The organism is Sorangium sp. So ce117, from assembly GCF_051524395.1.
In the GTDB taxonomy this organism is placed as follows: Bacteria; Myxococcota_A; Polyangia; order Polyangiales; family Polyangiaceae; genus Sorangium; species Sorangium cellulosum_B.
The window spans coordinates 6,184,153-6,204,139 of the sequence record NZ_CP150309.1; the positions used below are offsets into that span (position 1 = coordinate 6,184,153).

Annotated in this window: 15 protein-coding genes; 4 read left to right on the top strand and 11 right to left on the bottom strand. The window is 73.5% G+C overall.

The annotated features are described in order from the left end of the window. Positions 1-96: 96 nt before the first annotated feature. Positions 97-1,101, bottom strand: coding sequence for a serine/threonine-protein kinase (locus WMF46_RS23080; protein WP_437987565.1), 1,005 nt, complete (start codon positions 1,099-1,101; stop codon positions 97-99). 371 nt (positions 1,102-1,472) lie between these two features. On the opposite strand from WMF46_RS23080, the gene WMF46_RS23085 reads away from it, so the two are divergent. Next, entirely contained in the window at positions 1,473-2,027 is a 555-nt protein-coding gene (locus WMF46_RS23085; RefSeq protein ID WP_437979001.1) for an exonuclease domain-containing protein, read from the top strand. 28 nt (positions 2,028-2,055) lie between these two features. On the opposite strand, the gene WMF46_RS23090 is transcribed toward WMF46_RS23085, so the two are convergent. Both WMF46_RS23090 and WMF46_RS23095 read right to left on the bottom strand, forming a co-directional pair. Further along, the gene (locus tag WMF46_RS23090; protein WP_437987566.1) at positions 2,056-4,527 is read right to left on the bottom strand and encodes a hypothetical protein; all 2,472 of its coding nucleotides are present in this window, start codon (positions 4,525-4,527) and stop codon (positions 2,056-2,058) included. Between the two features lie 33 nt (positions 4,528-4,560). Next, the gene (locus WMF46_RS23095; protein WP_437987567.1) at positions 4,561-6,537 is read right to left on the bottom strand and encodes an ImmA/IrrE family metallo-endopeptidase; all 1,977 of its coding nucleotides are present in this window, start codon (positions 6,535-6,537) and stop codon (positions 4,561-4,563) included. Between the two features lie 136 nt (positions 6,538-6,673). Between WMF46_RS23095 and WMF46_RS23100 the strand changes: the two genes are divergently transcribed. Beyond that, positions 6,674-7,366 (top strand): HAD family hydrolase, encoded by a 693-nt coding sequence (locus tag WMF46_RS23100; RefSeq protein WP_437987568.1) that lies wholly within the window; start codon positions 6,674-6,676, stop codon positions 7,364-7,366. A 16-nt stretch (positions 7,367-7,382) separates the two neighbouring features. Here WMF46_RS23100 and WMF46_RS23105 read toward each other — a convergent pair whose 3' ends face one another. Then, positions 7,383-8,636 (bottom strand): AAA family ATPase, encoded by a 1,254-nt coding sequence (locus WMF46_RS23105; RefSeq protein WP_437987569.1) that lies wholly within the window; start codon positions 8,634-8,636, stop codon positions 7,383-7,385. Positions 8,637-8,888: 252 nt separating this feature from the next. Next, positions 8,889-9,761, bottom strand: coding sequence for a helix-turn-helix domain-containing protein (locus WMF46_RS23110; protein WP_437987570.1), 873 nt, complete (start codon positions 9,759-9,761; stop codon positions 8,889-8,891). 109 nt (positions 9,762-9,870) lie between these two features. On the opposite strand from WMF46_RS23110, the gene WMF46_RS23115 reads away from it, so the two are divergent. After that, the gene (locus WMF46_RS23115; protein ID WP_437987571.1) at positions 9,871-10,956 is read left to right on the top strand and encodes an aldo/keto reductase; all 1,086 of its coding nucleotides are present in this window, start codon (positions 9,871-9,873) and stop codon (positions 10,954-10,956) included. Between the two features lie 49 nt (positions 10,957-11,005). Here the strand turns inward: WMF46_RS23115 and WMF46_RS23120 are convergent, their stop codons facing one another. The 3 genes from WMF46_RS23120 to ileS are packed head-to-tail and all read right to left on the bottom strand — an operon-like array spanning position 11,006 to position 16,749. Next, positions 11,006-11,632, bottom strand: a complete 627-nt coding sequence (locus WMF46_RS23120) for a DUF4276 family protein (protein WP_437987572.1) — start codon at positions 11,630-11,632, stop codon at positions 11,006-11,008. Continuing rightward, positions 11,625-12,851, bottom strand: a complete 1,227-nt coding sequence (locus WMF46_RS23125; RefSeq protein ID WP_437987573.1) for an AAA family ATPase — start codon at positions 12,849-12,851, stop codon at positions 11,625-11,627. Before WMF46_RS23125 ends, WMF46_RS23120 begins: the two co-directional genes overlap by 8 nt. 34 nt (positions 12,852-12,885) lie before the next feature. Beyond that, positions 12,886-16,749 carry an isoleucine--tRNA ligase gene (ileS, locus tag WMF46_RS23130; RefSeq protein WP_437987574.1) on the bottom strand — a complete coding sequence of 1,288 codons (3,864 nt, stop codon included), beginning with the start codon at positions 16,747-16,749 and terminating at the stop codon, positions 12,886-12,888. Positions 16,750-16,846: 97 nt separating this feature from the next. On the opposite strand from ileS, the gene WMF46_RS23135 reads away from it, so the two are divergent. After that, positions 16,847-17,440 carry a Uma2 family endonuclease gene (locus WMF46_RS23135; protein ID WP_437987575.1) on the top strand — a complete coding sequence of 198 codons (594 nt, stop codon included), beginning with the start codon at positions 16,847-16,849 and terminating at the stop codon, positions 17,438-17,440. 34 nt (positions 17,441-17,474) lie between these two features. Here WMF46_RS23135 and WMF46_RS23140 read toward each other — a convergent pair whose 3' ends face one another. The 3 genes from WMF46_RS23140 to WMF46_RS23150 all read right to left on the bottom strand — a co-directional run bounded on the left by WMF46_RS23140 (position 17,475) and on the right by WMF46_RS23150 (position 19,819). Continuing rightward, complete coding sequence (locus tag WMF46_RS23140) at positions 17,475-18,092, bottom strand: thiamine phosphate synthase (RefSeq protein WP_437987576.1); 618 nt, start codon at positions 18,090-18,092, stop codon at positions 17,475-17,477. Positions 18,093-18,123: 31 nt separating this feature from the next. After that, entirely contained in the window at positions 18,124-18,441 is a 318-nt protein-coding gene (locus tag WMF46_RS23145) for a tetratricopeptide repeat protein (RefSeq protein WP_437987577.1), read from the bottom strand. Positions 18,442-18,547: 106 nt separating this feature from the next. Then, the gene (locus tag WMF46_RS23150; protein ID WP_437987578.1) at positions 18,548-19,819 is read right to left on the bottom strand and encodes a glycosyltransferase family 4 protein; all 1,272 of its coding nucleotides are present in this window, start codon (positions 19,817-19,819) and stop codon (positions 18,548-18,550) included. Positions 19,820-19,987: the final 168 nt, after the last annotated feature.

Genomic DNA, 19,987 nt, shown 5'->3' on the forward strand with positions numbered 1-19,987 from the left:
CACAGCCTCGGATCGCGGTGCCGGGCGGCGCGGTGCAGGCGGCACCGTCGTGGCAAGGAGCGGGCCGGCGCCGGGGCGCGCGGAGCGCTGCCTTGGCTACACCGGCACGCCGGCGAGGGCGTCGCGCATCGCCGAGGCGCTGGGGAAGCGGTGGTCGGGGTGCTTGGACAGGGCCCGCGAGAGCACCTCGTCGAGCACGCGCGGGACATCACGGCGCTCCCGCCGGAGGGGCACGGGCGCGGACCGCACGATCGCGACGAGCACGTCGAGATCGCCCCGGCCCCGGAAGGGAAGCTTGCCCGAGAGGGCGTAGTAGATGAGCAGCGCGGCCGCGAACAGGTCGCTCCGCTCGGTGATCGCGCGGCTCCGCATCGCCTGCTCCGGCGACATGAAGAGCAGCGTGCCGACGAGCGACCCGGGGCTGTCCGGCGTCACGCCGTCGCCCGTGTCGACGCCGGGCTCGTGCGCGAAGCCGAGATCGATGAGCTTGACCGTCGTCGCGCCCTCCCCTGCCCCGGCGCCCCGCGCCCCGGGGACGAGCAGGATGTTGCCGGGCTGGAGGTCGCGGTGGACGACCTTCGCCGCGTGCATCGCCGCGAGGCCGGCGAGGATCTGGTCGGCGAGGGCGAGCGCGCGGCCGATCGGCAAGGGGCCGCGCTGCCGGACCTCCTCGCTCAGCGTCACGCCGTCGAAGAGCGGCATCACGAAGAACGGCCGCCCGTCCTCGAGGCGCCCCTCGCCGAGCACGGGGCAGACGTTCGGGTGGTCGATGCGGCGGGCGAGCCGCACCTCGCGGGCGAACCGGCTCTCGATCCCGGAGTCCCCCGCGTGCACGCGCCGGAGCGCCTTGAGGGCGACCGGCTCTCCCGTCGCGGCGCGGCGGGCCGCGTACACCGCGCCCATCCCCCCCTCGGCGATGAGCCGCTCGATGTGCAGTCCGTGCTCTGTACGACCGACGAGCGGGTCGACCGCCAGCCGCCCACACGCCGGGGCCGCCGTGGTGATCCCGCCTACCGCCCCGGCGCCACGCCCCGGCGGGAGCCCCTTCGGCGCCCCCCGCTCGCGGCCCGCGTGGCGGACGATCCCGGAACGAGGCGGCAACTGTCGCTCCTCGGCTGGACCGCGGCCCGCGTCGGCAGGGTCAGGCAGCGCCTCAGCGTTCACAGACCTCTCCCTGGCCGAACCGGAGGAGCAACGCAGTTGGGAGCCAGGATCCACGTAGAGAACCTCGTCAGAAATTACCTGACGAGTGTCCATGGACCAGGCCCGCCAAGCAAGCGGATTGGGTGCCTAAACGACCAACGACGTGTGGGTGCACCTCCGGCTTATGTCCCGTTTCTACTCAGTTTTTGCCCGGACGAAGCGAACCGCCCAAGGCGTTTCCGGACGGTCAGGAAAATCCTGAAGGAAATTGCGTCCCGATCCCCGTTACCTTCGCGGCGCACTCCTCACTACATGCCGAGGGCGACGACGTGGCGAAGCGTCTTGATCTCATTCTCGTGATCGACGTGGAATCGACCTGCTGGGACGGCGACCCGCCGCCGGGCGAAGAGAACGAGATCATCGAGATCGGCGTGTGCCCGCTGGAGGTCGCCTCGTGCCGGCGCCGGGAGCGGCGCTCGATCCTGGTGCGCCCTGAGCGCTCGCGCGTGAGCCCGTTCTGTACGGGGCTCACGACGCTGACGCAGGCGGATGTCGACGCGGGCGTGTCGTTCAGGGAGGCGTGCGCGACGCTCCGGAGCGAGCTCAAGGCGCAGGATCGCCTCTGGGCGAGCTACGGCGACTACGACCGGCGCATGTTCGAGCGGCAGTGCCAGTCGCGCGGCGTGCCGCTCCCGTTCGGGCCGAGCCACCTCAACGTGAAGAGCCTCTTCGCGGTGACGCACGCGCTGTCGCGGGAGGTGGGGATGGCCGAGGCCCTGGAGCGCGCCGGCCTGCCGCTCGCGGGCACGCACCACCGCGGCGTCGACGACGCCCACAACATCGCGGGCCTGCTCGCGCACCTCCTGCTGGCCGCGCGGCGGTGACGCCGGCGGCGCCGGCGGCGTCGGGCGCTCAGGCGATCGGCGCCGCCTCGAGGGTCTCGGGCTGCGCCCCTGCGGCGTCCCGGGGCGGTGGTTCGCCAGCGGCGCCTCCGGGCGACACCGCTCGCTCGTCGTCTCCCGCGGCGGTCGCCCCGGCCGCGGCGGGCGGCACGGTCGCCGCGGCGAGGAGGTAAGCGAGGCCCGCGCCGAGCAGCAGGGCGCTGTAGCCGAGGTTCAGCGCGCACAGGGCGCCGAGCGCCATCGCGGTCGCGCCCGCGAAGGCGCAGAGCGCCCAGCACCACGGCAGCAGCGCCGACGAGACCGAGTCCACGATCTTGACCCCGAGCGGCACGAGCGAGCCCGCGAGCACGCCGAACGGCACGAGGAGCGCGATGGCGAGGAGCGCGCGCGGGAAGGCCCCGAGCCCGAGGCCCCACCGCGCGAGCGGCACGAGGCCCACCGCCGAGAGCGCCGCGGCCACGGCGAGCGCCTCCGCCACCCTCGCGGAGACCGCCGTCGCGGCGCCAGGGGCCACCCGGGCGGTGAGGTAACCGCCCACGCCGGCCGAGACAAGGAGGATCACGAGCACGGCCGGGAGCTCGTGCGCGGGCAGGTCGAGCAGGAGGAGACCGTGCCGGAACACGGCCAGCTCGACGAGGGCGAACCCCGCGCCGATCGCGGCGAAGAACGCGAGCGCTCGGGCGGGCGGCGTCGACGACGCGGTCGACGCGCGCGCCGTCTGCGCGGGCGCGTCCTGCGGCGCGAGGCGCCCGCGCCGACGGCGCGCGGCGAGCGCCGGGAACAGCACGCCGAGCGCGGAGAGGACCGCGCCGACGGCGAGCAGCAGCGCGAGCGCGAAGAGGGCCGTGTGCCCGGCGCGGAGGGCCCCGACGTCGCCGAGCACCGCGGGCAGGCGGCGCGCCGGGACGGTGTACGCGAAGAACGGCCTGTCGTCGGTGGGCGGCGTCAGATCGGCCTCCGCCGCCGCGCCCTCGGCGACGCGCGCGGCCGCCGTGGGCGCGGCGGCCGCGACGAGCAGGCTGCGGACCGGGGTCGCCGAGCGGTCGGGGGCGAGGACCTCCGAGAACCTGTGCTTGCGGCAGTGGCGGCGGAGCGCGTCGACGTCCTCGCGCGCGAGCGGCGTGCGCCGGGCGAGCAGCGCGGTCTTCTGCGCGGCGCTGCACGCGAAGAGGTGGTCCTTCGGCGCGGCCACGCCCGCGCGGCGCAGCGCCGCGGTCACGAGCGAGAGCAGCCGATCGAAGTCCGCGTCCGCGCGGGTCAGGACGAGCGTGCCTTCGGGCAGGAGGCGCGAAAGGAAGTCCCCGACGCCCTCCAGCGTGTGGAGCCGGCTCTCCGAGAGCGCGAGCGCGCCGGTCGTGGACGCTTCGACCGTGTCGGCCGACGGGATCACGATGTTCCTGAAGAGCAGCGGCGTGCGCCTGGCGAAGCTCCGCCCGTCGCCCACCACGAGGTGGACCTCGGGCTTGTCGAACAGGTTGCCGCTGAACGCGGCGTACCTCCCGCGCATCACCTCGAGGACGCCGCGGTCGCCCTCGACGGCGACCACGTCCTTCTGCCCGGCCTTGAGCGCGGCGCGCACGTCGCGCCCGCCCCCGGCGCCGACGACGAGCGCGGGGCCCTGGTCCTTGTGCAGCGCGTACGCCATGTCCTCGGGCTGCGGCGGGGGCGTCGCCTTCGCGTCGAGGATCGGGCTCACCGCGGCGCCGCCGAGCCGCATCAGCGCCGCGCCGGCCTTCGGTCGATCGACGGTGATCAGCGAGCGCTCGGTCCAGGCCTCGTGCTCGGTCCGGTCGGGCGACGCCCGGCGGATGCCGGCGAGCCGGAGCCACGGGGCGCCGACGTCGCCGGCGAGCAACACGAAGGAGCCGAGCACGAACGTGGCGACGAGGCCGCCGGGCGCCCGCTCCTCGCCCTCGCAGCAGCGCGACCCGAGATAGAAGAAGATGCCCGCCACCGCGAAGAAGATCGCCGCCGCGAGCGCGGCGCGGGGCGCGCCCGCGCGGAGCGCGCCGGCCGCGGCGAGACCGCCGAGCGCGCCGCCGACGAGATCGAGCAGGTAGAGCCGGGGCATCTCCGGCGCCGCGTGCCGGATCGCGGCCGCGAGCGCGAGGCCCGCGAGCGCGAACGGGACCGTGGAGGCCGCGTAGCACAGCGCGAGCCACGGGAGCGACCCCGGCGCGGGGACGGACAGGGGCTCGCGGTGCGCGAGCAGGATGACCGCGGCGAGGGTCGCGCCCGACGCGAGCGCGGCGAGGGTCGCCATGCGGGCGAAGAGCGCCGGCGGGCGGGCGAGCGACGGCACGACGTAGAGCAGCGCGCCACCCACGCCCGCGCCGACGAGCGACAGCGAGAGCGCGAGGAACGCGTGGATCTCGCCGAACAGCGCCGCGTAGATCCGCGCGAGCGAGATCTCGAGCAGGACCGAGGCGCACGCGAGGGCTGCGACGCCGCTGAAGAGGCCGCTCCGCTGGGGGACCCGCATGGGCCCGCTCCTACCACAGCGCGAAGCGGCGTTTCACCTCTCTCGACCGAGCGGGGCGAGCGGCCACGGCGCGAGCAGCGGCACCGGGCCGCTCGGCCGGAACCCGGGCGCGCCGCCCTGCGCCTCCGCCTCGGCCCCCGCCGGAGCGCCCTTCGCGCCGCGCGGCGGGTGCCCACCCAGGCGCGGCGCCGCCGCGCCGCTCTGTTGGCCCGGGCGCGGCGCCGCCGCGCCGCTCTGTTGGCCCGGGCGCGGCACCGCCGCGCCGCTCTGTCGGATCGCGCGCGCACACTCGTCGACGGTCAGGCGGCGCGGCCCGTACGCGGAGGCGTTGGCCGCGTCGGCGTCCATCAGCCGGGTCGGCGTGTCGATCCCGAAATCGTCCGGGTGCCCCGGCTCGTCGAGCAGCACGTGGCCGAGCTCGTGCGCCAGCGCGAACGACGCGCGATCCGCGCGCAGGCCGGCGCGATCCTCGATGATCGTGTTCCGGATCGCGCCGCCGTCGGCGAAGATGAACGACTCGCCGATCCGCCCGCCGCCCGCGAAGCTCGGGACCATCACGACGTCGACGGTCGAAGGGTCGCCGTCGTCGAACGCCTTGAGCAGCGCCCGCTCCTCGACCGTGCCGGCGATGGCATCCGTGTCGCTGAAGTGCTGGAGTCCGTCGTCGAGGTCCACGGCGCCGATGCACGCCGTGAGCGTCGCGTCGGTGCTCAGCGCGCCCGCCGCCGGCGGCTCGATGGTCGCGAGCGCGCCGCCCGGCCGCCGCACGAGCACGTCGGTGGTCCCGTAGGCGCCCGCGCCGATGGCCGGGTTGTCGGAGAGGCGCACCGAGAACCCCGCCGCGGCGATCGCCGCGGCGACGGCCCGGGCCGCCGCGTCGGGGCGCGCGCGGGGCGCGATCGCCGCGGTGACCTCGTGGCCGTCGACGCGCACCCGGATCGCGCCGCCACTGGCCGGCAGGCCGTGGTCGCAGCCGATCGCGAGCAGGTGCGGGCGCGGCGGATCGACGAAGGTGACGTCGAGCGCCTCGGGCGGGCCGAAGCTCACGCCGCACGCGCCCCAGAGGGCGTTCGCCCGCTCGACCTCCGCGCGCGCGATGGCGAGCGCGCCCGCGTCGTCGCCGCCCATCGGCGGCGGGCCGCCGGCGCGGGGGCGCACCATGACGATCCGGAGACGCGCGCGCGTGCGCCCGAGCGGCCCGAGCGGCGAGGCGCGCGGGCCGGCGACGCGGGTCATCTGGATCTTCGGCCCGCCGGGCAGGGCGACGACGAGCGCCCCGCCGACCTCGCCCTTCACGGAGCGATCGACGATCATCGGGTGGTTGCGATCGATGTCGTCCGCGACCACCCGGAGGGGGCGCGTCGATCCGCACACGAGGCCCGGCGGCACGTCCTCCGGGCACCGCACGTGGCCGAGCGGCACGTCGGAGAGGCGATCGATCACCCCGCCGGACGGCGCCGCGGAGTGGACGTCGAGCGTGAGCGGCAGATCCTCCGGCGCGCCGATGACGAGCAGCCGGATCGCGTCGGGATCGTCGAGGTTCGCGAACGGATCGTCGCCGAGCCGGTCCGGGGGCGTGCGCTGCAGCGAGGCGTGGGAGCGCGCCATGTCGATGCGCCGCCCGGCGCCGTCGATCGCGCGCACCTCGAACGCGCTGATCATCCGCGCCTCGCCGAAGAGCGCGATCTCGCTGCGCCCGGCGCGGACCGCCTGGATCTCGAGGCGGCGGGCGCCCGCAGGGATCGCCGCGCCGGGCTTGACCGGGCTGCCGTCGACGAGGAGCCGCAGGCCGGCGGGGATCGCCGCGGGCGCCTGGCTCGCGCCGCGCGGCGCGCGCAGCGCCAGGAGCTCCGGGGCGGGCGGCGCGCGGGGCTGCTCGCCGTCCGGCACGCCGTCGGCGTCGTCGTCGTCCAGATCGACCGCGACAAGCGCCGGCTCGGCCGCCGCGGCGCCGGCCGGGCCGAGCAGCCCGCCGAGGAGGACCGCGAGTGCAGACAGCCGCCTGTTCATGTCGTCATCGCCCTGCCCGCTCGCCCTCCCCGGCCAGTCTATCGCGACTCCGGCCGAGCGCAGCCGCCGCGGCGCGATAGGGCCGTCGGGAGCCCTCCGATGGCGGTGCGTCCCGCCCTGCGCCACGTGTCGCGCCATGGTCAGCGTCAGCGCCGTCATTTTCGGTGTCGACGGCACGATCCTCGACACCGTCGATCTGCACGCGGCCGCCTGGCAGCAGGCCTTCCGGCGGTTCGGCCGCGAGGTCCCGCGGGAGAAGCTGCGCGGCCAGGTCGGCAAGGGCGCGGACCAGCTGCTGCAGACGTTCCTCTCGCCCGAGGAGCTCGGCTGGATCGGCGCCGGGATCTCCTCCCTGCGCGACCAGATCTACGGGCGCGAGCTCCTCCCGGGCGCCCGGGCGTTCCCTTGCGTGCGCGAGCTGCTCCAGCGCGTCGCGCGCGACGGGCGCCGGATCGTGCTCGCCTCGCCGACGCCGCGCGGTGAGCTCGACGCCAGCGTCGAGCTCGCCCGGGTGGGCGATCTGGTCTCGTGGACGGTCTCGGCCGACGACGCGGACAGGTCGAAGCCGCGCCCCGACGTCGTCGAGGCGGCGCTCGACCGGCTCGGCAGCGTCGATCCTCGCGAGGTCGTGCTCGTCGGCGACGCGCCGTCCGACGCCGAGGCCGCGGCGAAGCTCGGCCTCCTCTCGGTGGGGCTCCTCTGCGGAGGCTTCCCTGAAATGGAGCTCCTCGAGGCCGGGTGCGCGGCGATCTACCTCGATCCGGAGGATCTCCTCGCGCGTTACCGCGCGTCGCCGCTCGCGCCGCCGGGGGAGCGGCTCGCGTCGTAGCGACGCTCGGGCGGGCTCAGGGGGCGCCGGGCGGGCGCCCAGCGCGCGCCGCCGGGGAGCGCTGGCTCTCCGGGGCGCCGAGCCGCTCCCTGAGCGCCCTCCGCTGCGCCTCGTCGATGGACGACGCGGCGGTCGAGCCGCCGCGGCGCTCCACCGAGTAGACGGCGTCGGGCGGCAGGAGGTCGAGGAGCGCGGGGCTCTCGGTCGTGAGCAGGAGCTGGCGCTGGGCGGACGCGCCGCGCAGGTACTCGAGGAGCGCCGGGAGCGCGGCGCGATCGACGCCCGCGTCGGGGTGCTCGAAGCCGGCGAGCACGAGCGGGGGCTCCTGCGAGAGCGCCGTGACCATGGCGGCCAGCCGCAGCGTGGCGTCCGGCTCGTCCGCGGCGGCGCGCCAACGCTCGCGCCCGTCGCCGTCGACGCCGTGGCGCAGCTCCGGGACGAGGAACCCGCCGGACGACGACGCGCGGGCGCCGTCGACGTCGCCGATCACCTGGGACAGCCCCGCGAGGAACTGGTCCTGCCATCGCTCCTTCGCGAGCGCGCGGAGGACCGAGCCCCAGTTGTCGCCGCTCGCCTTGAGGCGCCGGGAAGCGCTGAGCTTCTGGGGCGAGCGCAGCGTGCGCGGCGCGAGGGAGTAGAGGACCGCCCGGCGCAGCTCGTCGAGCATCGGGGTGAGCGGTCCATCGGAGAGCAGCGGCAGGACGAGCTTCGTGCCGCTCACGGCGATGGGGGCGACACCGCGGTACGCGAGCGTGCCGCTGCGCCCCTTGTCCTTGCGCGAGAACCCCTTCGGGCTGCCCTTCAGCCGGTCGAAGGAGACCTCGGGCGCGTCGCTGCCGGCGTCGAAGACCTCGCGCAGGCCAGGCTTGACGAGCCGCGTGAGCGCGCTGCGCTGCCACCACGCGGCCGTCTCGCTCTTGACGCGCGCCTCGCCCTCCCGCTCTCCCGGCGCGAGCTGCACGAGCCAGAACCCGTGGCCCTCGGTCCTGGAGACCGCGACCCCGAGCGTGGTGAGCGCGCCGTCGCCGCGCGCGCCGTCCAGCGCGCCGCCGCCGCGTCGGTTCGCCGCCGCCAGATCGAACGCCCCGTTGGCGCACTCGGCGAGGAACCGCACCGCGTCGAGCAGGCAGCCCTTGCCCGAGCCCGGCGGACCGACGAGCGCGGTCAGCGACCCGAGCGTGAGCTCGAGCCCAGCCCCGACGCTGCCGTAGTTGCTGACGTAGACGTGGGTGATCATCGCGGCGCGGAGCCTCGCTTCGAGGACGTGCACCGGGCAGGCTGTCGCCCGTCACGGGCCGGCGATACGCGGCCCTCGGTCTCGGTACCGTCCTGAAAATCTCCGATGCGCCCCACCCGACGAAGATCATCGAACGCCTCGCCAGCGATGTCCGCAACAAGATCCTTGCGGAAGGAGCGCCGCCCCTCGATGCGAGGCGGTCACCCCCGCAGGATCGTAAGGCCCGGCACGTAATCGCGCCGGAGCCCCGCGATCCGCGCGGTCGCATCGAACGCCCTGGAGCGTTCACCCACGGCTTCCGCCGGAGCCGCTGATCTCGCCGGTCGAGCGTCGCTTCATGAACGCCACCGGCGAGAGACCCGCGAGCTCACGGAACTCCCTGACCAGGTGCGGCTGATCGCAGTACCCGCTCGCGAGGGCGATCTCCGACCACGACCCGCGGGCGACCTGCGCGTTCGAGACGACGCGCTGGAAGCGGGCGATGCGCGCGTACTGCTTCGGCGAGACGCCGACGGTCGCAACGAAGGCGCGCCGCAGGTTCCGGGGGCTGACGTGGAGCGCGCTCGCCGTCTCTTCCACGGTGATCCCTCCGAGCGAGAGCTTCCGGAGCGCGGCGCGCGCGACGGCCGCCGATGCGGGCTCGAACACGTCGGGACCGAGCATGCGGCCCTCGAGGGCGCGTTCGATCGCCTCCAGGCGAGCCCGCGCGGGGTCCCGCGTGACGCCGGCCCCGACCGCCACCAGCTGCTCAAGCAGTGCGTCGGCGCGTCGGCCCCAGAGATCGCGCGCCGGAACGATGCGATCGGCGAGCTCGTCCATCGGCACACCGAAGAAGGGGTACGCGCCGCCAGGTCGAAAGACCACCTGCACCGCGAGCAGGAAGCGCGGCACGCGCTTGTACACGGCGCGCGTCTTGGGCCCGAGGACGACGATGTCGGCGCGGTCCGCGTCGAGGAGGCGAAAGACCAGCGACGTCGTGCCATCGGGCAGCAGGTCGAGGTTCGTGACCGGCGGCGCGCTGGCGCGGACGGCGACGACGAAATTGCGGAGCACACGCGACGCCGGCGCGCCGGCCTCCGGATGCGGGGCGCGCCGCGCGATCGCCTGTTCAATCGATCCCACCACGTTCACCATCGTGGGCTCGCGTCGGACAGCCATCAACCCACCCGGCCCCGTCTCGGCCGTTTCCTCCAAGATTGCACGCCGGCACGGGCGCACGGTGCGGTCCAGCGAGGGCGCTTCAGCCCGAACCCCCAGGAGGACCACGATGAACCTCGACCACTACGTCACCCTCGGCCGCTCCGGCCTGCGCGTCAGCCCCCTGTGCCTCGGCGCCATGACCTTTGGCGAAGACCACGGCTTCGGATCCAGCGTCAAAGAGTCCGAGGCGATCCTCGATCGCTTCATCGAGCGCGGCGGCAACTTCATCGACACCGCCAACGCCTACACCAAGGGCCACTCCGAGAAGATCATCGGCGATCACATCGGCCGCCATCCGAGCAAGCGCGACCGGGCGGTGATCGCCACCAAGTTCACCGCCAACCTCTACCTCGGCGACCCCAACGGGGGTGGCGCCGGGAGGAAGGCCATCTTCGCGCAGTGCGAGCAGTCGCTGCGCCGCTTGCAGACCGACTACATCGACCTCTACTGGATGCACGTCTGGGACAGGAACACGCCCATCGAGGAGACCGTGCGAGCCCTCCACGATCTGGTGGCGGCCGGCAAGGTCCGCTACGTCGGCGTCTCCGACACGCCGGCGTGGAAGGTGGCGCAGGCGCACGGCCTGGCGGGCTTCCGCGGGTGGGCGCAGTTCATCGCGCTGCAGATCGAGCACTCGCTCCTCGAGCGCACGGTGGAGGGGGAGCTCATCCCCATGGCGCGCGAGCTGGGCCTCGGCGTCACGCCCTGGTCGCCCCTCAAGAGCGGCGTGCTCTCCGGCAAGTACACGCGGGAAAATGCCGGCAAGCACAAGACCGACCGCGGCCCGTTCGTGCTCTCCGCGCTCACCGACAAGGCGTACGCCATCGTCGACAAGCTCGTCGAGATCGCCAGGGCTCTCGACACCACGCCGGCGCGCGTGGCGCTCGCCTGGGTGGTGGCCCGGCCGGGCGTCACGTCCACCATCATCGGCGCGCGCACGCTGGCGCAGCTCGACGACAACCTCGCCTCCCTGGAGGTGAAGCTCGCGCCCGATCAGGTGGCCGCGCTCGACGCGCTCTCGGCGCCGACGCTCGACTTCCCCGCCGGCTTCCTGCGCATGGCCGGCGCGTTCACGAACGGCGGCACGACGATCAACGACGAGAGCGCGCCGGCGTGGCCCATGGCGCCGAAGAACGACGGCGAGCGGTACTGAACACGCGCCGAGCGCCCGGGCGGGGGCGCTCGTACGGGGCCGTCTGGCGCTAGGACCGCGGAGGCGGGTAGACCTTGAGAGCGGCGGGCGCGGCGAGGAACCGCAGCGCGTTCTCGAGCGTGCGGAACGACCTCGCCCCGGAGGTGCGGAGCACGGCGAAGTCGATCCACTGGGTGAGCTTGAGCTGATCGAGCGTGGGCTTGTACGCCTTGCCTCTCGGGAAATGCTTCGAGAGCCACCCCTTCACGTCGCGGATGCCCTCGGGATCTTCCGGGCACGTCGTGCCCTCGGCGATGCGCACGCCAGGCCGGATCTCCCGCCCCGCCATGAGGTGGATACACGGCAGGAACCACGCCTCGAACTCCCGGTGCGCCAGCACCACGGCGACGGGGAACGGAAGGCTCGCGGCCGCCATCCATGCCGCTGTCTCGGGGCCGGCGGTGGCTGGGCATCCGTCATCCTCGTCACGGAGCAGCAGCGCAAACGCGCAGTCGCGCTCGCTGCGCAGGAGCTCGCAGGCCTGCAGCACGCCGGCGCGGGTGTTGAGCGCCTTGCCGCGCTTGGGAGCACCCCAGACGGCGTGCGGCAGCCCGAGGTCGGCCCAGAGCCGGATGACCAGGTTCCTCGCCGCCTCGACCTCGCCGTGGCCCTCGACGACCAGGTAGGCCCTACCCATCGCCGGCGTTCCCCTCGGGGCGGAGGCCTTCGGCGTGGAGAAGATCGCTGGTGGACATCAGGCGCTTGCGCACGAGGTCGCGCTGCCGCTCGTCCACGCGCGAGACGGTGGTCGCACCGCCTCGCCGCTCCACGACGCGAAGACTATCGACAGGCAGCAGATCGAGGAGATCAGGGCTGTGCGTCGTGAGGAGGATCTGGCTGCGGCGTGAGGCCTCGCTCAGAAAATCGAAGAGCACCGGAAGGGCGCCAGGGTGGACGGCAAGCTCCGGCTCCTCGACGCCGATGAGCGACAGCGGCGGCTCCTGAAAGAGAGCCGTGAGGATCGCCGCGACGCGCAGCGTCCCGTCCGACTCCTGCGCGGCGCCGCGCCAGCGCCCGTCGCCCGACGCGTCGACGCCGTGGCGGAACTCTGGGATCAAGAACCCGCCGGCACGAATGACACGGTAGTCGTCGACATCCCCGGCGATGCGGCTCAAGGAACAAAGAAGCTCGTCACCCCAGCTTTCCTTGTCCAGCGACGAGAGCGTCCAGGCCCAGTTCTCGCCGTTCGCCATCATCGGCCTCTCGGGATTCGGCGCACGCGGCGGGCGCAGCTCGTTAGGAAACAGCGAGTACATCGCCACCCGATTGAGCTCGTCTGCGAGCGGCCTCAGAGCCTCGTGCGAGACTTGAGGCAGCGCCAGCGCCGTCTGGGTGGGCGGGGAGAGCAGCCCGACGATGTCGCCGACCTTGCTGACATGAAGTCCTCCGAACCGAACAAAACCGGAGCCGTGCTGGCTCCTCAAGGCCTCCTGCAGATCGGGCACGTCCTCCAGGCGCAGCAGTCTCTCCAGCTCCTGACCTGCCCAGGTGCCAGGGGCTCCCCCTTGCACCCACGCAGCTCGCTCGCTCTTCACTTCGAAACCGCCGTCGCCGCCTGCCGGCTGGAGCGTGAAGGCCCAGACACCCAGGCCGCCGTCAGTGCATACCTCCGCACCGACGGTCAGCCCCAACGACGCCGTGTCGCCCTGATGCAGGAGCGATCCGAACCCCTGCCGCTGATGCATGGTCATCGCGAAGCCGAGCGGCGCCCGTAGGCAATCGGCGAGGAACCGCACCGCGTCCACGATGTTGCTCTTCCCCGAGGCGTTCGGCCCGACGAGCGTCGTGAGCTCCGCGAGCGGCAGCTCCACCTCGCCGATGCTGCGGTAGTTTCTGGCGAAGACCTTGGTGATCATGCCTGGCTCATGGCGAGGGCTCGTCCACGCACCCTCACGCCGTCCGCGCGAGCGTTATCGCGAGCGCCTCGCCGTCGACGTTGACCTCACGCCGCTCGGCCTGCCCCCACGCCGCGGGTGCCGCGCCCAGCACGAGCTCGGCGGCGAGCGCCTCCTGCATGAGCATCTCGCGCGCCGCCTCGGCGACCTTGCGGGCCCGCTCGCCGCCGTCGAGCGCGAGCCGGATCCGCTCGGTGAAGCCGAGGTCGAGCTCCTTGCGCAGCCCCTGGACCCGCGAGAGGATCTCCCGGCCGAGCCCCTCGTCGCGGAGCGCGTCCGTGAGCGCCGTGTGCAGCACGACGACCCCCGCGCGGCCGCCGGCCGCCGCGAACCCCTCGCCCGCCTCGACCGCGACGTCGATCTCCTCGGGGCCGAGCTCGACCTGCTCGCCGTCGAGCGCGATCGCGATCTTGCCCTCGGTCGCGAGCGCCGCGCGGAGCGCCGCCGCGTCGGCCTTCGCCAGGACCTGCTTCGCGAGCTGCACCTTCTTGCCGAGCTTCGGCCCGAGCGCGCGGAAGTTCGGCTTGAGGACGTAGCGGACCGCGCTCCCCTCCTCGCCGGGCTCCAGGAAGCGCACCGCGTGGACGTTGAGCTCCTCGGCGATGAGCGGCACGTGCTCCGCGAGCGCCGCCGCCAGCCCCTGCTGCGACAGCACGATGTCGGCCCGCGAGAGCGGCTGCCGCACCTTGAGCTTGTTCGCCGTGCGCACCTGCAGGCCGAGCGAGACGAGCTCGCGCACCGCGCGCATCTCGATCGCGAGCGGCTCGTCCACCGCGGCTGCGTCCGCCTCGGGGAACGCCACGAGGTGGACGCTCTCCGGCTGCGACGCAGGCCACGGCCGCCGCACGAGGTTCTGGTACAGGGCCTCGGCGAGGAACGGCGTGAACGGCGCGCTCAGCTTGGCGAGCGCGACGAGCACCTCGTACAGCGTGAAGTACGCGTCGCGCTTGTCCTGAGCCGCGCGCACAGTCCCCGGCGCAACCTCCAGCGTATCGCCGATCGAAGGAGCCCAGAAGCGCGCGCGGCTCCGGCGGACGTACCAGTTCGAGAGCGCGTCCACGAGGTCGACAAGCCGCTGCGCCGCCTCGTACAGCCGGTACTCGTCGAGGTGCGCCGTCACCTCCCGCGTCGCGAGCGCGAGCTCCGACAGGATCCACCGGTCGAGGAGCGACCGCTCCCGCGCCGGCCGGTAACCGGCGCTCGCCGCGAGCGCCGCAGGCGACGTGTCCGTCGCGCCCGGGTTCCCCTCCGCGGGCGAGAAGCCGTCGATGTTCGCGTAGATGGTGAAGAACGAGTAGACGTTCCGGAGCTTGACCGCGAACTCCTTCTGGTACGCGCGCACGTTCGTGAGCGAGTGGCGCGTGTTCGTCCACGGCGGGGAGGACGCGTAGAAGAACCAGCGGAACGCGTCGGCCCCGGGCGCGGGCGTCGCCGGATCCTCGATGAAGACGCGCTGGTCCTGCGGCAGCCTGGGCACGTCGTTGGGCATCACCGAGAGCGCCTTGTCGGCCGGCGAGAGGCCCAGGCGATCGAGGTCTCCGCGCGAGAGCGCGACGATGCGGCGCGGGAGGCGCTTGTTGCCCGTCGCCGGCCTGAGCTCCAGCGTCAGCGCCGCGCCCTCGCGATCGGCGCGGTAGACCCGCACCTTCGCCGAGTCGCCCGTGAGATCGAGCCCCTCGTAGTCCTCGCGCGCGATGATCGCTATGCCGTCCTTCGCCGCGCCGAGCCCGGCGCCTCCGCCGTCGGCCGCCGCGAACTCCATCCGGACGCGCTCGAGGATGACCTCGGGCGGCGTGTAGTTGCCCTTCGACTTGCTCTCCTTCTTGCCCTCGCGGTCGCAGACGTGCCCGAGCACGACGCACGTCTGGTACGGGTGCGGGTAGCTCCGGATCCGCGACAGCCCGAGCTTCTCCTGCGTCGCCTCGTCGAAGACCAGCGTCGAGACCATCAGCAGCGAGTAGAACCAGCCCCGCGTCTGATCGATCGCCTCGCTGATGAAGTCCGCCGGGAACGCGCGATCGAACAGCTCCTTCGAGCCCTCCGCGTGCGGGTAGCCCCACTGCGCGAACGGCATGCTCCCGCTGTCGAACCAGGCGTCGATGACCTCGGTCACGCGGCGCATCTCGCCGCCGCACGTCGGACAGGGGAACGTCACCTTGTCGATCCACGGCTTGTGGACGATGAGGTGATCGTTCAGGCCGGGGTCGGCCTTCTTGGCGTCGCGGAAGTGGTCGAAGGCGCGCGGGTTCAGCGCCTCGATCTCGGCGACCGAGGCCGGGGCGAGCTGGTGCTCCTCGTCGTTCGCGCAGACCCAGACGTTGAGCGGCGTCCCCCAGTACCGCTCGCGCGAGAGCGCCCAGTCCACGTTGTTGGCGAGGAAGTCGCCGAAGCGGCCCTCCTGGATGTGGGACGGGTGCCAGTGGACCGCGCGGTTGTTGGCGATCGCCTTGTCGATGTTGTCCCGGGTCCTGATGTACCAGGCCGGCCGCGCGAGCTGGATCAGCGGGTCGTCGTCCGCGCGCCAGCAGAACGGGTAGTCGTGGCGATACTTCTCCTCGTGGACGAGCAGCCCGCGGGCCGCGAGATCCTTGATGATCAGCGGATCGGCGTCCTTCACCCAGAGGCCCGAGAACGCCGTGAGCCCCGGCTCGAACGTGCCGTCCGGCCGCACCGCGCAGAGCATCGGGACGTCGGCGCCCGGCTCGGCGAGCTCCGCGATCCGCCGCCGGTGCGCGTTGAAGTCGTCCTCGCCGAACGCGGGCGCGACGTGGACGATGCCGGTGCCGGAGTCGAGCGTGACGAAATCCGCGCCGAGGACGACCCAGTAGAGCGGCTCTGCCTTGCCGTCCTTCCTGCGCAGGGAGGCGCCCTCGAGCGACCTCGTGAAGGCGTCGAACGGCGGGCGGTAGCGCTTGCCGACGAGCTCGCTCCCCTTGAGCTCGCGGAGGACGGGCAGGTCTCGCTTGAACTTCTTGGCGAGCTCCTCGCGCAGCGCTGCAGCCACGATGAGCTTGCCGGCCACGGGCGCCGCGCCCCCCGCGGGCGCGCCCGCGTCCACGACGACGTAATCGAACTCGGGCCGGACCGCGGCGTAGCCGTTCGAGGGCAACGTCCACGGGGTCGTCGTCCAGGCGCAGAGCGCGGTGTCTGGCTCGTCGACGAGCGGGAACGCGACGAACACGCTGGGGTCGTCGACCGTCTTGTAGTTCGAGCCGACCTCGGCCGCGCTGAGCGCCGTCCCGCCCTGGGGCCACCACCAGCAGACGCGGTGGCCGCGGTAGAGCAGCCCCTTCCTGTGCAGCTGGGAGAGCGCCCACCAGACGCTCTCGACGTAGCTCCGATGGTAGGTGACGTAGGCGCTGTCGAGGTCGACCCAGAAGCCGATCTTGTCGGTCAGGTTCTCCCACGCCTCGGTGTACCGGAAGACGGAGTCGACGCAGCGCGAGATGAACGGCTCGACGCCGTACCGCTCGATATCAGCCTTGCCGTGGATGCGCAGCTCCTTCTCGACCTCGACCTCGACCGGCAGCCCGTGCGTGTCCCAGCCGGCCTTCCGCGGCACGTCGTAGCCGCGCATGGTCTTGTACCGGGGGAAGACGTCCTTCACGGCGCGCGTGAGCACGTGGCCGTTGTGGGGCATGCCGTTGGCGGTCGGCGGGCCCTCGTAGAAGACGAACGTGCCCCGCGAGGGGCCGGTGGCGCGGGTCTCGGCGCGGAGCGTCTTCTCGAAGATGCGGCGCTGCTTCCAGAAGGCGAGGATCTTCGCCTCGTCGGCGGGGAAGTTCAGCTCGGTCGCCACCCTGTCGAACAGGGGCTCGGGCGGGCCGTCGGTCGGTTTCTTCGAGGACGCTTCGGACATGGCCCGGCCTAGTAGCAAGGCCCATTGCCAGCGTCGAGGGAAGCGCTGGCCGGCGCGGAGCGCGCGCGATGAACGGCAGGGGTGCTAGGATCTGCCGATGAGCGCGCAGCACCCGCTATTTCCAGGCAATGCGCCCGAGGTGGAGGCCGCGTTCCAGGCCGTGCCGGACGAGATGGTCGCCGAGATCCTCGACGGGGAGCTGTACACGTTCCCGCGGCCGGCGCGGCCGCACACGCGGACGGCGTCGCTCCTGGGCTCAAGTCTCACGGGCCCCTTCGATCGCGGTAGAGGCGGGCCTGGCGGCTGGGTCATCCTCGACGAGCCCGAGCTCCACCTCGGACCGCGGCCTGACAAGGTCGTCCCCGATCTCGCCGGCTGGCGTCGGGAGCGCATGCCCGACCCGCTCGGCCCGGAGGACGCGCCTGCGCACTACGACGTCGCGCCCGACTGGGTCTGCGAGGTGATCTCCCCGCGCACCGAGCGCGTCGACCGGGGCAAGAAGATGCGGATCTACCGCCGCGAAAGGGTCCGCCACGCCTGGCTGATCAACCCGGTGGCGCAGACGCTCGAGGTCTACCGGATCGACGACGGCCGGTGGTCCTTGCTCGACACGTACGAAGGCGACGAGATCGTGCGGCCCGAGCCGTTCGACGCGCTCGATCTGCCGCTCGCCGACCTCTGGGCGCGGTGATCACCGGCCGGGCCGGTCGGCGCGGAGCCGCAGCTCACCCCGCGCGCGGCGCCGGCAGCGCGCCGCCGAAGTCGGCGCGGATGGCGGCTACCCCGTCCGCGCCCGCCTCGAGGCAGGCCGGCGCCGAGACCGCGTCGATGCCGCCGAGGGCGAGGAGCGCGACGTTGCGCGAGGCCGCGGCCAGGCGGGCCCGCGCCTCGCGCAGGGCCGCGAGGCCGAGCGGCGGACCCTTGCCGGGCGTCGCGAAGATCGGCGAGAGCACGGCGGCGTCCGCGCCGGCCTCGGCCGCCCGGAGAACGTCGTCGATGCCGTGGCACGCGACGGAGACGAAGGCGCCGGCCCCGAGCAGGGCGCGCGCGTCGGCCACCGCGACCGAGCGGCGGCCGAGGTGGACGCCGTCCGCGCCGAGGAGGAGCGCCAGATCCAGGCGATCGTTGACGAGGAGCGAGGCGCCGAGCGCGGCGGTGGCGTCGCGCAGCCGCCTGCCGAGCGCGTGGAGCGCCGCGCCGGAGAGCTCGGGATCGCGGAGCTGCACCGCCACGCGGGCGCGGGCCTCGGGGGGCAGGGCGCCGAACGCCGAGAGCCGCGCGAGCAAGACCGGCTCCGGGACGTCCGCCGCCTGGGTGATGAGGGTCAACCTCGGGGTGAGCATGGCCGTCCTCCAGCGCGCCGGCGGCGGCGCGTCATCGCGCTCCGTCGCCCGGGGGGCGCTCTGCCGGGGCGCCCGCCTCGCCGAGCGCCTCGAGATCCTGCCGGGCCATCCGGGCGAAGCGGCTGGCAGGATACCGCTCGACAAGGAAACGCAAGGTGTCGACCTGGGCGCGGCGATCGCCGCTCGCCTTGAAGCGCTCGGCCAGCGCGTACAGGGCCTCGCTCGGGTCCTCGTACACGCGGCGATCCGGGTCGACCTCGCTCGCGCACTGGTAAGGCGCCTGCGCGACGGCGGCGAGGATCGCGATGGAGCCGAAGGCCGCGCGGAAGCCGGTGAACACGAGCGGCATTCGCCGATGAACGAGCGCGAGCGTCAAGAGGACGCCGCGGCCCCGGCGACGCCGCTCCTCCGGCCGAGCGGCGCGGGCCCGCTCGGCCGGGCGGCCGGGAACGGGGCTAGTTGAGGGACGCGCCCGTCCGGGCGGCGCCGTTCTCGATCCCGCCCTTCGAGGCGGGGGCGCCGAAGGGCGCGTCGCCCGTGTCCTGACCGCCGGTGCTCGACAGGGGCTCGCCGCAGGCGCGCAGGAGCGACTCGTGGAGGGCGCGCGCGCTGTCATCCCAGTCGCGCCGGCCGGCGAGCTCCGCGATCCGCGCCGGGTCGTAGTCGGCCCGGGCGGCACGGAGCAGCGCATCCATCAGCACACCCCGGTTCCCCGGCGGGATGAGCTCGCCGAGCTCGGCGCTGCGCAGGACGTCGGGGATGCCCCCCACGCTCGTCGCGACCACGCGGCGCCCCGAGGCGAGCGCCTCGAGCAGGACGTTGGGCGTCCCCTCGTGCTTGCTCGGGAGCGCGAGGGCGTCGCACGCGCCGAGCCACAGCGACACCTGATCGTGCGGCAAGTAGCCGGTCACCGTCAGCCGGCCGCCCAGACGGGCGGCGGCGGCCCTGCACGCCTGCTCCTCGGCGCCGCTGCCGACGAGCGCCAGCTCGATGTCCGGGTGGACCGGCGCGAGCCGCTCGAACGCCTCGATCAGATCGAGCACGCCCTTGTCGCGGCTCAGGTGGCCGACGAAGACGATCAGCCGCGAGCTCGGCGACTTGCCGAGCGCGGCGCGCGCCTCGGCGCGGTTGCGAGGCTGGAACGTCTTCACATCGACGCCGTTCATCACGATGTCGATGCGATCGCGCGGCACGCCGAGCGCCTCGACCCCGTCCGCGAGCTTGCGGCTGACCGTGACCACCCGGGCGGCGCGCGTGAGCCCCCAGCCGAGCGGCCGTCGCAGGCGCCGGTCGCGCGGGATCACGTCGATGTCCGAGCCGTGTGTCTTGATCACGGCCGGCACTCCGAGCAGTCGCCCCAGACAGACCGCGGCAAAGCCGTCCGGGTAGGCGAAAGCCCCGACGATCACGTCGGGCAACGGCCCGCGCCCGATGAGCTCCGGGAGCATCGACGCCGCATACAGCGGGCCGTTCAGCACGGGCGCGATCCTCGGCACATAGAGGTACCGCGGGTGCCGGACCGCCAGCCCGTCGATGACCTCCTCGCGCGGCGCGCTGGCGCCGATAGGCCACTTCGAGAGGCGCGCCATGCCGGGGAACCACGGAATCGTCGCGAGCACCCGGACGTCGCAGTAGCGCGACAGCGCGGCGAACTGCCGCCGATTGTACGGCGCCTCGTCCGGGTGAACCGCGTTCGGAAAGATCTTCGTGATCAGCAAAACGCGCATCCGCCGCAAGAGCTCCTCCTCTCCGAGCGGGCGAGCGCCTCGAAAGAGGACGTCGTTCGCGCTCGGAATCGTATTCGGTCTAGCCAGTCTCGCTCAGTCTCGTCAATCCCGCCAATCTCGCTCGGTCTCGCCAACCTCGGTCAGCCCCGTTCAGCGCCCCATTTTGCC

Bases quoted from the DNA above. Each gene is read 5' to 3' on its own strand.
- WMF46_RS23090 (WP_437987566.1), bottom strand. From the start codon at position 4,527: ATGCGGGTCCCCCAGCGGAGCGGCCTCTTCAGCGGCGTCGCAGCCCTC.
- WMF46_RS23095 (WP_437987567.1), bottom strand. From the start codon at position 6,537: ATGAACAGGCGGCTGTCTGCACTCGCGGTCCTCCTCGGCGGGCTGCTC.
- WMF46_RS23100 (WP_437987568.1), top strand. From the start codon at position 6,674: ATGGTCAGCGTCAGCGCCGTCATTTTCGGTGTCGACGGCACGATCCTC.
- WMF46_RS23110 (WP_437987570.1), bottom strand. From the start codon at position 9,761: ATGGCTGTCCGACGCGAGCCCACGATGGTGAACGTGGTGGGATCGATT.
- WMF46_RS23115 (WP_437987571.1), top strand. From the start codon at position 9,871: ATGAACCTCGACCACTACGTCACCCTCGGCCGCTCCGGCCTGCGCGTC.
- WMF46_RS23120 (WP_437987572.1), bottom strand. From the start codon at position 11,632: ATGGGTAGGGCCTACCTGGTCGTCGAGGGCCACGGCGAGGTCGAGGCG.
- WMF46_RS23125 (WP_437987573.1), bottom strand. From the start codon at position 12,851: ATGATCACCAAGGTCTTCGCCAGAAACTACCGCAGCATCGGCGAGGTG.
- ileS (WP_437987574.1), bottom strand. From the start codon at position 16,749: ATGTCCGAAGCGTCCTCGAAGAAACCGACCGACGGCCCGCCCGAGCCC.
- WMF46_RS23135 (WP_437987575.1), top strand. From the start codon at position 16,847: ATGAGCGCGCAGCACCCGCTATTTCCAGGCAATGCGCCCGAGGTGGAG.
- WMF46_RS23140 (WP_437987576.1), bottom strand. From the start codon at position 18,092: ATGCTCACCCCGAGGTTGACCCTCATCACCCAGGCGGCGGACGTCCCG.
- WMF46_RS23145 (WP_437987577.1), bottom strand. From the start codon at position 18,441: ATGCCGCTCGTGTTCACCGGCTTCCGCGCGGCCTTCGGCTCCATCGCG.
- WMF46_RS23150 (WP_437987578.1), bottom strand. From the start codon at position 19,819: ATGCGCGTTTTGCTGATCACGAAGATCTTTCCGAACGCGGTTCACCCG.